Source organism: Gilliamella sp. wkB171 (assembly GCF_001693755.1).
GTDB classification, from domain to species: domain Bacteria; phylum Pseudomonadota; class Gammaproteobacteria; order Enterobacterales; family Orbaceae; genus Gilliamella; species Gilliamella apicola_F.
Window position 1 is genome coordinate 1 of sequence record NZ_LYST01000034.1, and the last position, 17,391, is coordinate 17,391.

Genomic DNA, 17,391 nt, shown 5'->3' on the forward strand with positions numbered 1-17,391 from the left:
TTAATACCGCTATCGCTGGTGGTAAAAATGCGGTTGAGAATAACCGATTACTGACGCCAAAAGAAGAAAAACGCCTTTGGGAACTAGCCAAAGATGATTTACAGCAATATTTATTGTATAAAGCAGCAGCTTGTGCTTTAGTGCATTGCTCTAAAGAGTTTGCTGATGACGACCCAAGGAAAGCAGAATATTTAGCGTTAGAAGAACTAGGAAATAGTTCTGAACTAGATGCTTATAGAGAGGAGTTAAGTAAGCAAACAGATAGTGCCAAAGTTAAATTGCCCAACTATACTACAGGTGGAGGAGAAGAGTATTATAGAAAACTGGAAAAATTATTTGAATATACAACTGGCGATAGCATTTCTGATAATGTCAATTATTTTGACAGTAAATATAGCATAAGTATAAGAGCGGGTGGAGTATTGCAATTGGGATATGCTGCACTCGATGGTGTAGCAGCTGTCGCACTATCACCCGCATGTGGTAGCGTAGCAGGTTGTGCGCCAAGTGTTTTATTAACATGGTCTATGGTTGATAATGGCGCAACTGCGCTAATGGTTATTTATAAGGGGAAGACATACTATACTCAAACAGCACAAGGGCTTTCAAAAATATTAGGCACATCAGAGTCAGATGCTGAAATGTTATTTGGTCTTTCAACTGGAGCGATTTCAGCCAATAGTTTAAAAGCATTAGCATTGACATCTCGAACAACCGGGCAAAAATTAACCGAAAAAGAAATTGAGCAAATAAACAAAAATGTTAGTAATATAAATAAAGAAAAAGAGGTTACAAATGCTGGAAATGGGACGAAGCTTGAAATAGATCCAAATAAATTTGATTATCTTTATGGCAAAGTAAATAGCGGATCACATAATACTGCTCGTTCAACTCAATTATCCCAAATGATGAGACGGCTTGGGCTACAGACCAATGAATCAGGTACAGCAGTTTTAACAGAACACTTTAATAAAGTAATAAATACAAAAGGTAATGTTATTGATACTTATAAAAAAGGTTCTCAGAGTTTTGAAGTTAGAGAATCTTTCTTAATGGGGCCTTCTGGAAAGGGTACTATATTACATACGTCATTTGAAATTATGCCAGATGGTTCTCGTAGATTTGTAACAACAATTCCAAAAGAAGGAAAAAAATAAATGTTTATTCGATCTTTTCCAGATGAAATAGATTTGTTGGCTTTTTTTGAGGGAGAGCCTATTTTTCAAAATGCAAAGGATTTGCACTTTGCATACAAATATACTGATCAAAATGAAATGTCTCTGACATTTTCGTTTAGTGCAACTGAAGGTTGGATACAAACAGTTATAGAGCTTAAACAGAAAAAAATAGCACACAATTTAATTGAGGGTGTAGAATATTTTAAGATAGTAAAAGATGTAGATGGCGAGTACCTAATGACGGAGGTTGTACTTGAAGATACAAGAACGGAGGTTGAAATAAGATTGCAGCCTTTTATTGTTACTAAATTTTTAACGTTAATAAAATAATTAATTTATCTGTCTGTCTTTGATTTAATCATATTGAAAATGATCAAGTTAAAGCACTTTTACAACGCCCTGATATTGTTAATAAACCTGTTTATAATCCAATTCAAATGCCGGAAAGGGAACGACAGGGATAACAAGTAATGGCTATAAAGTCTCAAATGGCGCTGATAGTGTAATCGCTAAGGCTGATTTAGATCATCCAATTACCCAGTCGCGCATTAATGTCCAAAATGGAGATAGCAAGGCGGGTTGGAATCATGTTATTGATCGACATTTTTCTGATAAAAACGCTAGTCAATTTACAATTAGTCAATCTGAATTGAAGACAATTCTTCAAAGTAATGAAGTTGCTAAAGTACCTATTAGTAGAATAATTGATAGTGCTGATGGGCCTCGCTATGAACGCGTGATTATATTTGATAAGAATATAGGTGTGGATAAATTTAGTAGAAGTCCAACCAATACTATGACTATTTTGACTGATTCAAAGGGTAATTTGATCACAACAACACCAGGTAGAATTAAATGAAATTAATAGGCTCTAGAACTGAAAACTTAATACGAGAACGATTAGAAAAATTTGAACGGATTATTCTAAATAATGAGGCTATATATAATCTTTTGATTAGTAATTTTGGAGAAGTTAAGCATAGTTATTGCTTAAGCCAGATTATAGAACAAGCTGAAGATATATATACTTTATTAGTTAACGGAAAATATGTTATTGAATTTGAATTGTCCCGATTAGATTATTCTATTAGTGATGTACATGTAGAGTCATTAAATGAATATTCTAAAAAAATTAAGGATAAATCATCTAAGTTGACTCTGGCTATTGCTATAGATCTATCTAAAAAATAGTAAAAAAATCCCCACCTAACCAGCGGGGAGCTCTCTTGTTGTTTTTAGAACTGACAGGCAAATTCCACAATCTTTATTCGTTATGTACTTATTTCTAGTAAGTATGATTTTAGCTGGAAAAAAATTATTGCTGAATGCTAAGAAAAAACTAACCAAGCAGCCATTAACAAAAGTTAAAAATGGTATTTATACCGCACGTCTTCAAGATCGAACTAATATTACATTAAGAAATGTATCCAATTCAAATACGGGCGCTCGTTGGACTATTGATATAAAAAATAACCCAACGTTATTAAGATTATATAATGGACTTAATAAAGCTGAAATAAAATTTAAGTGAGAAAATTATAAATATGATAAAAGAAACTGAGTATAACTGTGTGGTTGATTGTGCAGAACAACAATCATTAAATGGGTTATGGGCGTATATTGCACCAAATATGTTGCCGTCCTTAAAAGTTACTGGAAACGAGATTCCATTCCAAAAAAGAAAAGCGTTATTTTTTTATTTTGTTCATAGATTACTAAAAGAAGGTCGTCTTAAGTTAGCAAAAGATGGACATCTTCTATCGGGTTCAATAGACGATCAAATAAAATTATTTTATGACGCTTTTCCAAAAACGACGGATGGAATGTTTGATAAACAAAAATTAATGGATGATTATTGGTTTTTTGATGATTCTTGTCCGGCAGAAGCCGTCTGGGTTTTGGATGATGGTTCTTTAGAATGGACTTAGGTAGTGAGTTCACAATAAATTATCTTCTGATTATGCGATCTGCTTCGCAAGTTCGACAATTAACTTGCCCAGCTCAATCTTAATTATAACAGGGCAGCCTACATAAAAGCCGAATTGCTCCTGCCACCTGCCTTTAATTGTTAGTTGTGGTCTTGGGTTGGGTTTTGTGCCTTGTAGCACGTAACCCACGGTATAAAACCGCCCATTAAGTTGTGATGGTAGTGCACCGTTAATCTGCGCTGTTATTTACTGTCTTGTGTAGCTTCTCTTGTTTAGCTCGCTCGGTTTTAATCAACCAAGCAACTGCTTAGCTTGATGTTTTAAAATCATCGCATCTAAAATCTCTTTTATTGACTTCTGCTCGTCAGCAGTCACCTGCTTGACCACCTCAAACTTAAGCTGAAATCCGTCCCGTGGCTTTAGTTCCTCACTTTTTCAACTATCCACTAATCAAAATTATATCGAAAACCAAGCGGATTATAAAGTCAGTAGCAGCAGTGTTGGCGTCAGCACCATTGGCATGCCAATGGTGCCAGCCGGTTATAATAAAAAAGACAATGAACAATCGATAACGCATTAAGCAATAGATAATGGTGAGTTAATTATTCGTGATAGAAAGAATCAGATTCTGGAAGTGAATTAATATGTTAGATTTAAAAACAGTCGTTCATAAGTGTTTAAAGTAAAGTACATGATATTTTTCACTAAATTCTCTACAAGTTGAGATAAAGATGCATTATGTCATATTAATAAAAAACAGTTATTGAATTGATTAATTGAAATATATAGTCAGCCTCCAACAAAAAGCACTACTTAAGACTACATCAACGTTTTTTTAATATTTTATCGCATGTTAATTACAAAATCAGGTAAGAATTAACACTGCTCGAATATAAACATACAAAACAAAAACACAAATAAAAACATTTTTAATCGAAAATATAGATGCATCAATTAAGCTCAAATGTGGCAAACAAATCTCGACATTCGATACTTTTACAACCATAATGAAAACGCATCAAAAAAACACATAGACACATTTCGCATAACTTATTGAAAAATAACAAAAATAATAACACCTAATAGGAATAATAATGATGAAACTTTTTAAATTGTTTATAGTAACCTGTAGTATGTTAAGCCTAATTTCTTGTGCTAATAGAGAGTCACTACCTAGAACAATAATTGTAAATACCGATACAATAACGTTAAATAATGGCACAACAGTTGATATTTTAACTGAAAACGCGATTAATGGTGACGTTGTAGACGATACAAATAATTATTTAAATATTGTCTCTCGTGCAGATACAGCAAAAGTTGTCGGATTAAAGGTTCTTGAATTTGCCACACTATTCCTTGATGGGACTGGTAGCGGTAGTATTGATGGTTTTTCAAAAGAGGATTTAAAAGGCAGTTATATCAATTCGGTTCCAAATAAAACTATGGATTATTTAACCCCACAGTTATATACAATAATTAAAAAATTCGATGCTAATAACCAAAAAGACAATGTTATAACCATACAACCTTATAAATTTAAATTAATTTATGATGGATTAACCGATAATAAATATAATTTTATTTATAACACCACTATACGTACTAATGGATTTCATTTTGATTGTTCTGAGCAAAACGATCTGACACCAGAAGAGAGAACTAAGCCCTTTAATGAATGGGAGATCAATAATTATCAATTAGTACAAGATACCGCCAGTAAAGCAATTAATGCCTGTATAAACCGATTAAAATCAGAGCAAAATATAACTAATTTCGAAAATGCGCTAAAATAGAAAATAAATTAAGTTAATTTCTTATAACATCTAGACCAGATAAAAAATAATTAATATCTGGTCATTAATTTATTAAATCAGCTCAGTAAGTTGCTACTATTTTACAGTGTCACCGTTACTGACTGTTTTAATTCCTTATTATTTTCAATATTAATTAATCACTATTAACTTTATAATACCTAAAACTAAACTTGTGCTGTTCTTTTAGCTAAGATTAGCTTTCTATTCGCATTAGATGATAATTTATTGCATAATACACCGCGTATTGAATACATAACATAAGTTAGGAATTATTATGGAACTTCTGTGCCCTGCTGGATCTTTACCTTCACTAAAAGTGGCAATTGATAATGGCGCTGATGCTGTTTATATCGGTTTGAAAGATGACACTAATGCTCGTCATTTTGCTGGTTTAAATTTTAATGAGAAACGATTATTAGAAGCTTCAGACTATGTGCATAAACGTGGTAAAAAATTGCATATTGCGATTAATACTTTTGCTCATCCTGAAAACTTTGAGCGCTGGCAACATGCGGTAGATACCGCAGCTAATATTGGCGCTGACGCATTAATTATTGCAGATCTGGCCATGCTTGATTATGCAGCAGAGAAGTATCCAAATCTTGAACGCCATGTGTCGGTGCAAGCGTCGTCAACCAATGAAGAATCAATTAAGTTTTATTATAATAATTTTCACGTACATCGTATTGTTTTACCCCGCGTTTTATCTATGCATCAAGTAAAACAACTTTCACAAGTTTCACCGGTACCTTTAGAAGTGTTTGCTTTTGGTAGTTTATGTATTATGGCTGAAGGTCGCTGTTATTTATCGTCTTATTTAACTGGCGAATCACCTAATACCGTTGGCGCCTGTTCACCCGCAAAATTTGTGCGTTGGGAAGAGACCGAAAAAGGTCTTGAGTCCCGTTTAAATAATGTGTTAATTGACTGCCATAAAAAAGGCGAAAACGCCGGCTATCCAACTCTTTGCAAAGGACGTTACTTTGTTGGTAATGAGCTTTATCACCCAATTGAAGAACCGACGAGCTTAAACACTATCGAATTATTACCCGAACTGTTTGCAGCCAATATTGCATCAGTTAAAATTGAAGGTCGCCAGCGTAGCCCAGCTTATGTTGAGCAGGTAACAAAAGTTTGGCGCCAAGCGATAGATCGCTATAAAGCTAATCCTCAAACATTTCAGGCAGAAAAAAGTTGGATGGATACACTTGGTTCAGTTTCTGAGGGAACACAAACAACATTAGGGGCCTACCATCGTAAATGGCAATAATGTGATATTGGTCGACTTAAAATACCACAATTAAACATTTAAAAAAGATTAAATCTTTTTTAAATCGCTTCTTTTTTGAAGAAATGATGTCGATTAACAATTATTATTAATCACTTTTAACAATAAAATATCAATATAGTGAGCAAAACTATGAAATACGCATTAGGTCCAGTGCTTTATTATTGGCCTAAAATCGAAACAGAAGCTTTTTATCACGCAGCTAAAGATAGTGAAGCTGATATTATTTATATGGGTGAGACCGTATGTACTAAGCGTCGTGAAATGAAAGTGGCTAATTGGTTAGAATTAGCAAAGCAGATCGCGAAATCAGGTAAGCAAGTTGTCTTGTCAACACTTGCACTACTCGAAGCCCCTTCAGAACTTAATGACTTACGACAATTAGTTAATAATGGCGACTTTTTAGTTGAGGCTAATGACTTAGCTGCAATAAATATAGCGCAAGAACATAAATTACCCTTTGTAGCAGGCCCTGCGATTAACTGCTATAACGCTTTAACCTTAAAATTATTACAAAAACAAGGTATGGTACGTTGGTGTATGCCAGTTGAACTGTCACGTGATTGGTTAACTAATGTACTTAATCAATTTGATGGTTTAAATATTGAACGAAAATTTGAAGTTGAAGTGTTCAGTTACGGCTATCTACCTTTAGCGTATTCAGCGCGTTGTTTTACTGCAAGATCAGAAGATAAACCTAAAGATAAATGTGAAACTTGTTGTATCAAGTATCCGGTTGGTCGAGAAGTATTTTCCCAAGAACAACAAAAGGTCTTTGTACTAAATGGCATTCAAACACAAAGCGGTTATTGTTACAATTTAGGAAATAATCTTAAAGACATGAAAGGACTTGTCGATATCGTTAGAATTTCGCCACTTGGGCTAGCAACACTCGACATTGTTAAGCAATTTAAAGCAAATGAAGATGGATCACACCCATTAAACATTGAACATAAACGAGATTGTAATGGTTACTGGAATGGTATCGCCGGACTTGAACTCAGCCAATAAACATTTTTCGCCTAAACAATTTAGAGCGGATTTTCCTGCATTAAATAGCGAAAGTGTTTACCTCGACTCAGCAGCAACCGCACTCAAGCCTAAAGCGATGATTGATGCAACAATGCAATATTATACCCATAATACGGCAACTGCTGAGCGTAGTTTACATCACGATGCTGTAAAAGTGACGGAAGCAATCAAGCAGGCCAGACAAAATGTTGCTGATTTAATTGCAATCAAAAACAGTAGTGAAATTATTTGGACCAAAGGGGCGACTGAATCAATTAACTTAATTGCACAAAGTTATGCTCGCCCTTTATTAAAGCCGGATGACGAAATTATTGTTAGTGAATTAGAGCATCATAGCAATTTATTACCTTGGCTAATTGTTGCGCAGCAAACCGGTGCCAAAATTATAAAATGGTCATCCAATGTTGATGAACTAACATCGCTACTTTCATCGAGAACTAAAATTGTAGCTATCACGCAAATGTCGAATGTCACTGGATTTTGCCCTGATTTATTCGCTATTAGTCAGTTAGTACATCAATATAACGCCATTTTAGTGGTTGATGGCGCCCAAGGCATTGTTCACCAACCGATCAATGTAGAAGCTCTCAACATTGATTTTTATGCTTTTTCTGCCCATAAATTATATGGACCAACAGGTCTAGGTATTTTATATGGTAAAAAAGCATTACTTGAACAAATGACGGTTTGGCAAGGCGGGGGCAAAATGTTAAAAAAGGCGTCCTTTACAGAATTTGTTGTGGCAGATCTACCATATAAGTTCGAAGCAGGTACCCCTAATATTGCTGGAATTATAGGATTTAATGCCACACTACAATGGCTTAAAAATTGGCCATTGACTCAACTTGAGCAATATACAGATCAATTATCTCAGTATGCTAAAACACAGTTAACACAATTAGCTAATATCAAGTTTTACAGCGTTGATAATAGCCCCATTATTAGTTTTAATATTAATCAAATTCACCACAATGATATCGCGATTTTATTAAGTGAGCAGCAAATAGCTATTCGAACAGGTGAGATTTGTGCTCAGCCTTTAATGAATAAATTAGGTTGCCACGGCGTGATCCGTATATCACTCATGCCATATAATAATCAGAATGATATTGATAAATTCATTACAGCATTAAAAAATGCGATGAATGTATTAATCTGACTATACATACATTAGCTTAATCTACTTAACAAGTAATTAGCGATAAAAGGGTTTAATTATGCTATCACCGCAAATGTTAACTGAATTATTTTCAGCACAACAAAACTGGCAAGATCGTTATCGCCAGTTAATTATACTGTCCAAACAGTTACCCGATTTTCCAGACGAACTCAAAACCGAGCAAAATCTAGTACAAGGTTGTGAAAATCGAGTATGGTTAACTTGGCAAAAACAAACAGATGGTACATTCATTTTTCAAGGAGAAAGTGAAGGTAGGATTGTAAAAGGGTTATTGGCTATATTGATTATATTGGCAAATAATAACACAGCACAGCAAATTAGTAATATTGATTTTCTGGCTGTTTTAAATAAGCTCAAAATTACTGATGAATTAAGCCCTTCACGTTTACACGGATTAAGCCAATTAATTACTCGGATTCAATCTATAGGTTAATTGCAATTAAAATGGGGAGTTAGTTCCCCATTTAATCATCAGATAAATTAATTTTCTGGAGAGGTAAAGAGCGTAATTACCTTTTTAACGCCATCAACTTTACTTGCAACGTCAGCAACAGATTTGCCTTCTTGCTCAGTAACAATACCGATTACAAAAACTTCTCCGTTTTCGGTCACAACTTTTATTTTACGAGCTTTTGTTTCAGCATTGAAAATTAATTGAGATTTTACTTTGGTAGTGATCCACGCGTCATTAGTCATGGTACCTGCATCAACAGGCTCACCAACACGAATTTGATTATAAACTTTTTTTACTCCCTCAACTTCATGGGCTAAGCTATCAGCTTTTTCAATTTGTTCATTCGTTGCCTGACCAGTTAAAAGAATATTACCATCATAAGCAGTTGTTGCAATGTGGGATCCAATAAATGTGGATGCGTTATCTTTTAACTTCATGCCCATACGTGAATTGAGTGTAGTGTCATCAACTTGTGTTCCTGCTGTTCGAGGATCTGAAGCCACTTTAGCAGTAGCACCTGCCCCTGCGCCAATTACGGCAGCAACACAACCTTGCAACATAAACACACCAAATATTAATATTGCGAATAAAGCAATTTTTCTCATGGTGACTCCTTTTTATTTATTGCTTAATAGTAATCAAATAGTGATTACTTTGCTTTTATTATGCCTTGTTGATATTGATTTGCAAAATATAATTACCGTAACTTGCAACAATTCTAAGATTCATTTCACTCAATTAAAGGGATTTTTAAAATGTATCTAATCCCATTAATTTAAATAACAATTTCTTTTTTTAGCTTAAATCTGCTATCTTTTTATATTAAATAATATAAGTAATGATATAAAAAATATGAATCAAGATATTATCGATTGGTTATATGGATTGTCAGCACCAATGGTTGTATTACATAAAGATAAGGGTGCCAGTTATACTTCACCATTTTTTTATCCTCAACAAGATTTTGTTGATATGAGCGAAAGTTGGGGGATTGATTCTCGAGAAACTTTACTAAATTGCGTGTTTGATATGGTCGATGATGGACATGCTTCAACCCTATCTCAATACTATTTTATCTATTCACGATATGCAGAATTTGACTGGTGTAACTATTATAATGAGCAAACTGACTACCAAAAAGTGTTGCTTGATTTTGTTAAACAAACCTTTCCTATATGTGGTGTAGCTAGCATCCGAAGTTGGGATTATGCACGAATGGCCTATATTTTACGTAATGGTATCACAAACAAATATATCACCGAACAAGAAGCATTATGGATTTTATTCAGAATTGGTATTCGTGCCCAATACTATTATAGCTCTTGGCAACATTATTTCACCAGTTGGTTTATTGGCTATCAGTATTGGATATCACTAAATAATAAAGAAAACTTAGAATTACTACGTTGCGAATTATCCAGAGCTTCAAACGCACATACCATGACCAATTTATATTCAGACTTACAAGCACCATTTAACCGCTTACCTTGGTTTATTGATTTGGATGATCAACAAAAACCTGAATCATTAATGGAGTATCAATGGTCATGAATGAAGATATTTGGCATTTATTAGGGATTGTTCCAACAAAAGATATCGCAGTTATTCGTCAAGCATATCGAACTAAGTTACCTGATTATCATCCTGAAAGGGATCCTGAGGGGTTTAAAGCGTTACGTCAAGCCTATGACAATGCAATACTGTATGCACAATCTACCGAAACAGTAATTGATCAACCACAAGCAGAATCTGAAGTAAAACCCAACGATCCTGTAAGTGACGAACAAATTCAGGCCAATGAAATTTGTGCTGCTTATCAAGCGCTATTAAACGATCCTAACCGTTGTTACAAAATTGATGAGTGGCAAAAATTTATTGGTTCATTTTATGATTATCCAATGGCGGTAATAGATATCGTCAAATGGCAATTGCTAGAAATAAGTTATGAAACTACCAATATATCACAATCATGTGTTAACTTATTAGCCGAAAATTTGCGTTGGCGACAACAACTCATCACCCAATATCCCGATCAATATGAACACTACAACAATTTTTTAAAATATCTTGAGGGTGGGGATTTTTTTGATTACACCGCCTTACCCACAACGAATAAGCAAATACAAAATGTCACAATTGACTATGTGTATAATGCCAAATGGACATATTGGGAGCAACGTTCAGCTGACCTTTATGCCTATTTACAACAAGATACTGTTATTTATTTGCCTGATGATAAAACATTGATGCTTGCTTTAAGCTACTGGCATTGTGTGGCTGAATTAGAAAATCAAGCAATTTTAGACTATGCGCTATCAGCAATAACACAACCAGATCAAGCCGAACATCTGATTATTGAATGGAAATATATTGCGGCAAATCAATATACTTTACTCAATAATAAACAGCAGGCTTTACAAGCTTGGATTGATCTTTACCATTCAGGGCATTATGTAGAAAAAGCAGAAAGTTGGATTGCGGGTTGGTGTGCATATTATGCTAGTAATTACTTACCATTATTATTTGTTGCGCTTAATGACTCTTACTGCCTTGAAGTAGATAAAACTGACAATTATCTATTTACCATTCCACAATTTACACCAACCACCATCGCTCGATTAGCCAAAATTGATCCGAGCGAATATAACACTGAGATTGCGGATTTTATTAATTGGGCTTTAAGTACAAACTGGAATTACCGACAAATATTATTAATGTTATTACATGATGATGGTAACAATCGCTTATTCCGTTTATATCGTCATGCCATCATGTTACGTCACGGTAACGAAACATTGTTACAACAAATTTTAGATGAACAGAGCGATGATCCATTTGAACAATTTATTCTGACTAATTTAAAGCGACAAGCTAAACAACATTTAGCATGGCTATCAAGGCTTACACCAGTAAAAGAGTTCAAAGCTTGGCTATATGATAATAATGAAAACTTACCTATTCCGGCTAGATTCGATCCAGATGAAAATGGTGATCAGTTTTTATATAGCCGATTGTTCCTTGATAGGTTCGATCATTTACCTGACATCGCAATATTACATCTTTATAAAAATCTAAACTACACGCATATGGAGATGTATGACTGGGTTGTATATTTTAAATTTCAAAAAATTTATCAATTACCCTCACCACCCAATGACAACACAATATTTTACAACGAAAATAAATATTGGCAGTGGTATCGTGAATGTATCTTGGCGCTAGCCATTGTTAACTCGCCTTTTAAAACCGCTCAATACCTGCAACAACACAGTAATACCTTTAATTTATCGAATAATAATGAACTTAAACCCATTATAGATATTTTTAAAAATCCTAAATGGCAAACAAGCGATGAATTATACTGTCTGATTAATAATGATAATAAATTGATTAATAGTATGTTAATCAGTTATCCAGATTCGATAGAGTCTTTTATTGATGACCCAAACAGCGTTGATTTTGATGATATTGAACAAAAATTAGCGCACTCATGGCATGCTAAATTAAAAAATGGCAATCGAATTTATTTAATGTTTTTATATAAAATTGTCTTAAATAAACCTTCGCAAGCTAAACAGCTAGATCAAATACTAAAAAACTTTGCTGGTGATGATAAAGCATTAATCAAATTAGCAACTAATTTAAATAAAGATAGGGGTTTACCCTATTTAAATAACTTCAAACAAAACGCCAGCCATTACCAACCAGCTCAATTGATACAGTCAATGATTGCACTTTTATCTCAAAAATATGGTATATGTTCAGAAACTGAACTTGAAAAATTAGAAGAGCTAAAAGATAACACAGATAATGATTTGATACTGCGACTTTGTGCCACACTACTTTTAGCCCAAAATAACCAAAAACAAGCGTATTTAAACTCGTTATCGCTGCCTAAAAATGAATGGACGCAATTTTGGCGTTGGAATGGACGTACTGACCTATCAGGATTTGTTAAACAATCATTTGTTAGTTTGATTATCATTGCTTACGGTAAGATATTTATTGATATATATAATCAAACGCCAAATATATTTTATGTACTCCTGACTATATCTTATATTTTTGCCGGAATAAATATCGTGTTTGCCATAAAACGACGTCTGAATGATAGCTATCAAGGACAAAAATACTTTTTTAGTATAGGCACATTTTTGTTAATCTTTTTACTGTATCCTTGTTATCAGCCTAGTTTAAAACAGATCAATCGTTTTGGTCCGCCTTTAGAATAAGGCAAAAGTAATTAGCCAAACGCCCCCTTTTTTAAATCAACAAAATAAAAGGGGGGGAATTAAACGTTCATCAAATCATGCAGCTAAGCGATTACCTACCTAACTCGTTTAATTGTGACTCAATTTCAACGCGCATCTGATTTATTTCATCTAAATTTTGTTGATTTAATACCGTTAAAAAATCTTCAATATAAGATCCAATCAACAGTCGTTCATCGCCTAGTGATTGCGCCCACGCACGTTCTAATCTTGCCAATAAAGTACGATTTGGCATTTCATCACGTGGATGTATTTTTAACGCTGTTAACCGCTCATGGCTTTCCTGTTTTTGCTTATCGGTTAATCCAATTGGGCTTTGATCGATCACTTTACCATATTGTTCACCGGTCTCAAGTAGAACGACGTCAACTTCTAATAATCCATTTAAATCATAGCTAAAACGAACATCAACACCCTGTGTTTTTTCCATCGGTGTAAGTGGTATTTCAAACTCATCAATCAACACATTATTTTCTACGCGAGGATTTTCGCCTTGATAAACCGAAATGCAGATCGCTTTTTGCTGTGGTTGCGTTGAATAAAACGTTTTTACCTTAGATGTTGGCACAATAGTGTTACGTTCAATGATAGGTGAAAACAAGCCACTTACCTTACCTGAACAACTTTCAATACCAAGTGTATAAGGACAGACATCAGTTAATATTACCTCTTCTACATCTTGATTGCGCAAACGGCAAGCCGCTTGTACCGCCGCACCTTGTGCCACAATCGTAGTCGGATTGATGTGACGATAAGGTAATTTACCAAAAAGTTTAGTCACCAATTCACGTACTACACCTAGCTGTGATGATCCCCCCACTAATACGATATGTTCAAGTTGAGCTGGTTTTAAACGCGCATCACTTAAGGCTTGTTCAACTGGCGCTCGCAAACGATTAAGCAGTGGTAACCAAATCACTTTAGCTCGACTTTCATTAAGTTCAAATTGCCACTCTTTATCTTGCCAAAACCAAGTTAAATATTGCATTTGTTCACCATTTAACTTGCATTTGACTTGTTCAGCTAAATCTAATAATCGAGCATAATCATCAACAGCAATATCTTGTTGTTTAAGCTTCCATTCACTTAAACAAGCTTGAACAATTTCATGGGTAAAATCTTCACCACCTAAATAGTTATCACCCGCTGACGCGTGAACTTCAATAATGGGTAATGCATATTCAAGCACTGTTACATCAAAGGTCCCGCCACCTAAATCAAATACTAACGTATTACCTGATTGTTCTTCATGTAATCCATAGGCCATGGCAGCAGCGGTTGGTTCATTAATCAAACGAACTGCGTTTAAACCGGCTAACTCGGCAGCAAAACGAGTCTGCTTTCGTTGTTCATCATTAAAATAAGCCGGAACAGAAATAACGACATCACGAATTTCTTGTTGCAAAAATGCTTCGGCATCGGCTTTTAACGATTTTAAAACTAATGCTGAAAGTTCTGTTGGGGTGAATTTTTTACCCGCAAGCTCATAAATTTTATTTGAACCTAAAAATCGTTTAAATGCGGCAGCACTTTTATCAGGATGAGTCGTTAAACGAGACAACGCTGCACGACCAACTAAAATAGAATCATCTTCATCAATACTTATCACAGAAGGTGTTACAACTTCACCGATAGCATTGGGAATCAACGTTGGCTTACCTTCTTGCCAGACACAAATTAAACTGTTTGTCGTACCTAAATCAATACCAATTGGAGGATTCATACACTTTTTAAATAAAATAATAATTTGTTATGCTCGAATTATATACTAGTGCTAGCCTAAATTGCAAAGCAAATAACACATTGAAATATCAATAAAAAATATAATTTTCAGCAAGTTTTAACAATTCAATTAATAAATACAGTGAACAATCAATTTAAATATCAGCCTTGTGATAAAGCTTATTTAATTTAGATCGAATACTCTTAATTTTTATATTCACTGAGATTACTTTGAGGTGATATCTTTATCATCAATTGTAGTAATTTGACTAACAAGTTTACCTTGTTTTAACCTGGTAATAATGAAATCACCAACGGTAACTTGTGCAGCACAGCCAACTACCGCATTATCAACCGTTGTGGTCACTGAATAACCTCTTTCTAATGTGGCAAGTGGACTAACACTATTAAGCTGTGAGGTTTGTAAGGCAAATTGATGTTGTGATTGAGTAAATTTTTGCTCAATCAGATGGATTATTTGTTGCTGACGTTGATTAATTGTCAGCTGTAAAGCGCTTATCGTATTTTGCGGAGAGAGACGTAACAATCTTTTATCTAAATAATTATAGAGATTTGTTTGTCGAAGCAAATATTGCTGAATATTGTCATATAAGGCATGACGATAAGTTAATAACACATTTAACTGTTTGGCTAACTTTGCTTGCGGATGTTGAGTTTGTAATCGATGATACCCTTTATTTAACATTTCACGACATCTTGTTAAATAGTAATCAATAGCCATAGATAAATACTGTTCTTGAATCTGTAGCCGCTTTATTTGATCTAAGCTATCTTGGCTAACTAATTCAGCAGCAGCCGAAGGCGTAGCAGCTCGAACATCAGCGACAAAATCAGCAATGGTAAAATCAATTTCATGCCCAACTGCGCTGACAATCGGCAAACGGCTGGCAAAAATCGCTCTTGCTACGACCTCTTCATTAAAAGACCAAAGATCCTCTAACGATCCCCCTCCACGACCAACAATTAATACATCACATTCTTGCCGAATATTGGCAATTTCAATCATTCGAGCAATCTGCGCGGCAGCCTCAGTACCTTGTACTTGTGTTGGATAAATAATTAAATGCAAACTTGGATCTCGGCGCTTTAATATCTGACAAATATCATGTAGTGCTGCACCGGTTGATGAAGTAATAATACCTACTGTTCGAATATTATCCGGTAAGGTTTTTTTATAAATAGCATCAAATAGCCCCTCGTCGGATAGCTTTTGCTTTAACTGTTCAAATTTTTGTTGTAATAAACCTGCACCTGCTGGTTGTAGCTTATCAATCACAAGTTGATATTCACCGCGTGCTTCATAAAGTGTGACAGTTGCTCGAACTAAAACTTGCTGGCCATTTTGTGGAGTAAAGCCCGTTCGAAAATTACTATTACGAAACATAGCACATCGCACTTGAGCTGCATCATCTTTTAGCGTGAAGTACCAATGACCTGATGATGGGCGAGAAAAATTAGAAATCTCACCCACTAACCAAATCTGGCCAATAGCATCTGAAAGTACATCTTTTACCATTTGATTAAGATCTTTAACTGATAAAATTGAACTACTTTGCATGCTATTATCCTTACTAAATAGGTGTATAAACTTAAACTAAATCAAACTCTGCCCAAATTGGCGCATGATCAGACGGCTTTTCCATTGCCCGAATTTCATAATCAATACCTGTTTGCTGACAATGAGATAATAGTTTTGGACTGGCTAATATTAAATCAATTCGAAGCCCAGTACCGGTATCAAAGCCTTTGGAACGATAATCAAACCAAGAATATTCTTGTTTTGTTCGATGTTCATTGCGATAAGTATCCGTAAAGCCAAGCGACATTAAATTGTTCATCCAATCTCGCTCTTCAGGTAAAAACGAACATTTACCAGTACGTAGCCAACGTTTACGACTATCGTCTGATATACCAATATCAATATCAGTTGGACAAATATTCATATCGCCCATAATTAAACATAGCTGTTCACTTAATTGTTGCTGTTTTAGGTAATTAATCAGATCCTGATAGAACTTACGTTTTGCTGGATACTTGATTTCATGATGTAAACTCTCGCCTTGAGGAAAATAACCATTAATCACCGTTAAATTACCTTCATTGGTGGGTAACTGTGCCATGATTAAACGACATTGGGCATCTTGTTCATCGGTTGGAAAGCCACATTGTACTGATATAGGCTGTTGCTTGGTTAAAAGTGCAACACCATAGTGCCCTTTCTGCCCATGATAATGTAAGTGATAACCAAATTGGGCTAACTCTTCAACCGGAAACTGATCATTATGGACTTTCGTTTCTTGTAAACCAATTATATCAGGCTGATGGGTATCAATAATCGCAGCGAGTTGATGAATTCTGGCGCGAAGACTATTAATATTAAATGAGATAACTTTCATAATAAATTTATTATACTGGAATTAACGTTGTCATTGACTCATGCTACCAAAAATACGTTATACTGTTAAGCTATTACAGTAAAAGCTTCAATTTGTGCTAAAGG

At 34.7% G+C, this 17,391-nt stretch carries 17 protein-coding genes and 1 pseudogene; 13 read left to right on the forward strand and 5 right to left on the reverse strand.

Going from position 1 to position 17,391, the window contains the following annotated elements:
• The 6 genes and pseudogenes from A9G03_RS12525 to A9G03_RS03985 all read left to right on the forward strand — a co-directional run.
• Positions 1–1,157 (forward strand): annotated as a pseudogene (locus tag A9G03_RS12525) (hypothetical protein); the annotation flags it as partial.
• On the forward strand, positions 1,158–1,508 hold the full coding sequence (locus tag A9G03_RS03965; protein ID WP_065798469.1) for a hypothetical protein: 351 nt from the start codon (positions 1,158–1,160) through the stop codon (positions 1,506–1,508).
• Between the two features lie 319 nt (positions 1,509–1,827).
• The gene (locus tag A9G03_RS03970; RefSeq protein ID WP_218837082.1) at positions 1,828–2,037 is read left to right on the forward strand and encodes a hypothetical protein; all 210 of its coding nucleotides are present in this window, start codon (positions 1,828–1,830) and stop codon (positions 2,035–2,037) included.
• Positions 2,034–2,369: a hypothetical protein gene (locus tag A9G03_RS03975; protein WP_065798471.1), complete on the forward strand. Its 336-nt coding sequence runs from the start codon at positions 2,034–2,036 to the stop codon at positions 2,367–2,369. Before A9G03_RS03970 ends, A9G03_RS03975 begins: the two co-directional genes overlap by 4 nt.
• A 103-nt stretch (positions 2,370–2,472) precedes the next feature.
• Complete coding sequence (locus A9G03_RS03980; protein WP_065798472.1) at positions 2,473–2,709, forward strand: hypothetical protein; 237 nt, start codon at positions 2,473–2,475, stop codon at positions 2,707–2,709.
• A gap of 13 nt (positions 2,710–2,722) precedes the next feature.
• Entirely contained in the window at positions 2,723–3,106 is a 384-nt protein-coding gene (locus A9G03_RS03985) for a DUF596 domain-containing protein (protein ID WP_065798473.1), read from the forward strand.
• A 30-nt stretch (positions 3,107–3,136) separates the two neighbouring features.
• On the opposite strand, the gene A9G03_RS12820 is transcribed toward A9G03_RS03985, so the two are convergent.
• Positions 3,137–3,295: a SymE family type I addiction module toxin gene (locus tag A9G03_RS12820; RefSeq protein WP_218837083.1), complete on the reverse strand. Its 159-nt coding sequence runs from the start codon at positions 3,293–3,295 to the stop codon at positions 3,137–3,139.
• Between the two features lie 908 nt (positions 3,296–4,203).
• On the opposite strand from A9G03_RS12820, the gene A9G03_RS03995 reads away from it, so the two are divergent.
• The 5 genes from A9G03_RS03995 (at position 4,204) to csdE (ending at position 8,856) form a co-directional block, all read left to right on the forward strand.
• On the forward strand, positions 4,204–4,902 hold the full coding sequence (locus A9G03_RS03995) for a hypothetical protein (protein ID WP_141671499.1): 699 nt from the start codon (positions 4,204–4,206) through the stop codon (positions 4,900–4,902).
• Positions 4,903–5,197: 295 nt separating this feature from the next.
• Positions 5,198–6,193, forward strand: a complete 996-nt coding sequence (gene ubiU / locus A9G03_RS04000; protein ID WP_065633153.1) for a ubiquinone anaerobic biosynthesis protein UbiU — start codon at positions 5,198–5,200, stop codon at positions 6,191–6,193.
• A 150-nt stretch (positions 6,194–6,343) separates the two neighbouring features.
• Positions 6,344–7,222, forward strand: a complete 879-nt coding sequence (locus A9G03_RS04005) for a U32 family peptidase (RefSeq protein WP_065633154.1) — start codon at positions 6,344–6,346, stop codon at positions 7,220–7,222.
• Positions 7,179–8,402, forward strand: a complete 1,224-nt coding sequence (gene csdA / locus A9G03_RS04010) for a cysteine desulfurase CsdA (RefSeq protein WP_218837084.1) — start codon at positions 7,179–7,181, stop codon at positions 8,400–8,402. Before A9G03_RS04005 ends, csdA begins: the two co-directional genes overlap by 44 nt.
• A 58-nt stretch (positions 8,403–8,460) precedes the next feature.
• A complete protein-coding gene (csdE, locus tag A9G03_RS04015) occupies positions 8,461–8,856 on the forward strand; it encodes a cysteine desulfurase sulfur acceptor subunit CsdE (RefSeq protein WP_065798476.1) in 396 nt (131 codons plus the stop codon).
• 47 nt (positions 8,857–8,903) lie between these two features.
• On the opposite strand, the gene dolP is transcribed toward csdE, so the two are convergent.
• Complete coding sequence (gene dolP / locus A9G03_RS04020; protein ID WP_065633157.1) at positions 8,904–9,482, reverse strand: division/outer membrane stress-associated lipid-binding lipoprotein; 579 nt, start codon at positions 9,480–9,482, stop codon at positions 8,904–8,906.
• A gap of 247 nt (positions 9,483–9,729) precedes the next feature.
• Here dolP and A9G03_RS04025 point away from each other — a divergent pair, with 247 nt between their 5' ends.
• Together A9G03_RS04025 and A9G03_RS04030 are read left to right on the forward strand one after the other, a co-directional pair.
• Positions 9,730–10,428 (forward strand): DUF1266 domain-containing protein, encoded by a 699-nt coding sequence (locus A9G03_RS04025; protein ID WP_065633158.1) that lies wholly within the window; start codon positions 9,730–9,732, stop codon positions 10,426–10,428.
• On the forward strand, positions 10,419–13,109 hold the full coding sequence (locus A9G03_RS04030; protein WP_065798477.1) for a J domain-containing protein: 2,691 nt from the start codon (positions 10,419–10,421) through the stop codon (positions 13,107–13,109). Before A9G03_RS04025 ends, A9G03_RS04030 begins: the two co-directional genes overlap by 10 nt.
• A 91-nt stretch (positions 13,110–13,200) precedes the next feature.
• Here the strand turns inward: A9G03_RS04030 and A9G03_RS04035 are convergent, their stop codons facing one another.
• The 3 genes from A9G03_RS04035 to xthA all read right to left on the reverse strand — a co-directional run bounded on the left by A9G03_RS04035 (position 13,201) and on the right by xthA (position 17,287).
• A complete protein-coding gene (locus A9G03_RS04035) occupies positions 13,201–14,871 on the reverse strand; it encodes a molecular chaperone HscC (RefSeq protein WP_065633160.1) in 1,671 nt (556 codons plus the stop codon).
• 225 nt (positions 14,872–15,096) lie between these two features.
• Entirely contained in the window at positions 15,097–16,449 is a 1,353-nt protein-coding gene (gene xseA / locus A9G03_RS04040) for an exodeoxyribonuclease VII large subunit (RefSeq protein ID WP_065798478.1), read from the reverse strand.
• Positions 16,450–16,480: 31 nt separating this feature from the next.
• Positions 16,481–17,287 carry an exodeoxyribonuclease III gene (gene xthA / locus A9G03_RS04045; RefSeq protein ID WP_065633162.1) on the reverse strand — a complete coding sequence of 269 codons (807 nt, stop codon included), beginning with the start codon at positions 17,285–17,287 and terminating at the stop codon, positions 16,481–16,483.
• Positions 17,288–17,391 lie beyond the last annotated feature (104 nt).

Bases quoted from the DNA above. Each gene is read 5' to 3' on its own strand.
- A9G03_RS04035 (WP_065633160.1), bottom strand. From the start codon at position 14,871: ATGAATCCTCCAATTGGTATTGATTTAGGTACGACAAACAGTTTAATT.
- A9G03_RS04030 (WP_065798477.1), top strand. From the start codon at position 10,419: ATGGTCATGAATGAAGATATTTGGCATTTATTAGGGATTGTTCCAACA.
- xthA (WP_065633162.1), bottom strand. From the start codon at position 17,287: ATGAAAGTTATCTCATTTAATATTAATAGTCTTCGCGCCAGAATTCAT.
- xseA (WP_065798478.1), bottom strand. From the start codon at position 16,449: ATGCAAAGTAGTTCAATTTTATCAGTTAAAGATCTTAATCAAATGGTA.
- A9G03_RS03985 (WP_065798473.1), top strand. From the start codon at position 2,723: ATGATAAAAGAAACTGAGTATAACTGTGTGGTTGATTGTGCAGAACAA.
- A9G03_RS03980 (WP_065798472.1), top strand. From the start codon at position 2,473: ATGATTTTAGCTGGAAAAAAATTATTGCTGAATGCTAAGAAAAAACTA.
- A9G03_RS03965 (WP_065798469.1), top strand. From the start codon at position 1,158: ATGTTTATTCGATCTTTTCCAGATGAAATAGATTTGTTGGCTTTTTTT.
- csdE (WP_065798476.1), top strand. From the start codon at position 8,461: ATGCTATCACCGCAAATGTTAACTGAATTATTTTCAGCACAACAAAAC.
- dolP (WP_065633157.1), bottom strand. From the start codon at position 9,482: ATGAGAAAAATTGCTTTATTCGCAATATTAATATTTGGTGTGTTTATG.
- A9G03_RS04025 (WP_065633158.1), top strand. From the start codon at position 9,730: ATGAATCAAGATATTATCGATTGGTTATATGGATTGTCAGCACCAATG.
- A9G03_RS03975 (WP_065798471.1), top strand. From the start codon at position 2,034: ATGAAATTAATAGGCTCTAGAACTGAAAACTTAATACGAGAACGATTA.
- csdA (WP_218837084.1), top strand. From the start codon at position 7,179: ATGGTTACTGGAATGGTATCGCCGGACTTGAACTCAGCCAATAAACAT.
- A9G03_RS03995 (WP_141671499.1), top strand. From the start codon at position 4,204: ATGAAACTTTTTAAATTGTTTATAGTAACCTGTAGTATGTTAAGCCTA.
- ubiU (WP_065633153.1), top strand. From the start codon at position 5,198: ATGGAACTTCTGTGCCCTGCTGGATCTTTACCTTCACTAAAAGTGGCA.
- A9G03_RS04005 (WP_065633154.1), top strand. From the start codon at position 6,344: ATGAAATACGCATTAGGTCCAGTGCTTTATTATTGGCCTAAAATCGAA.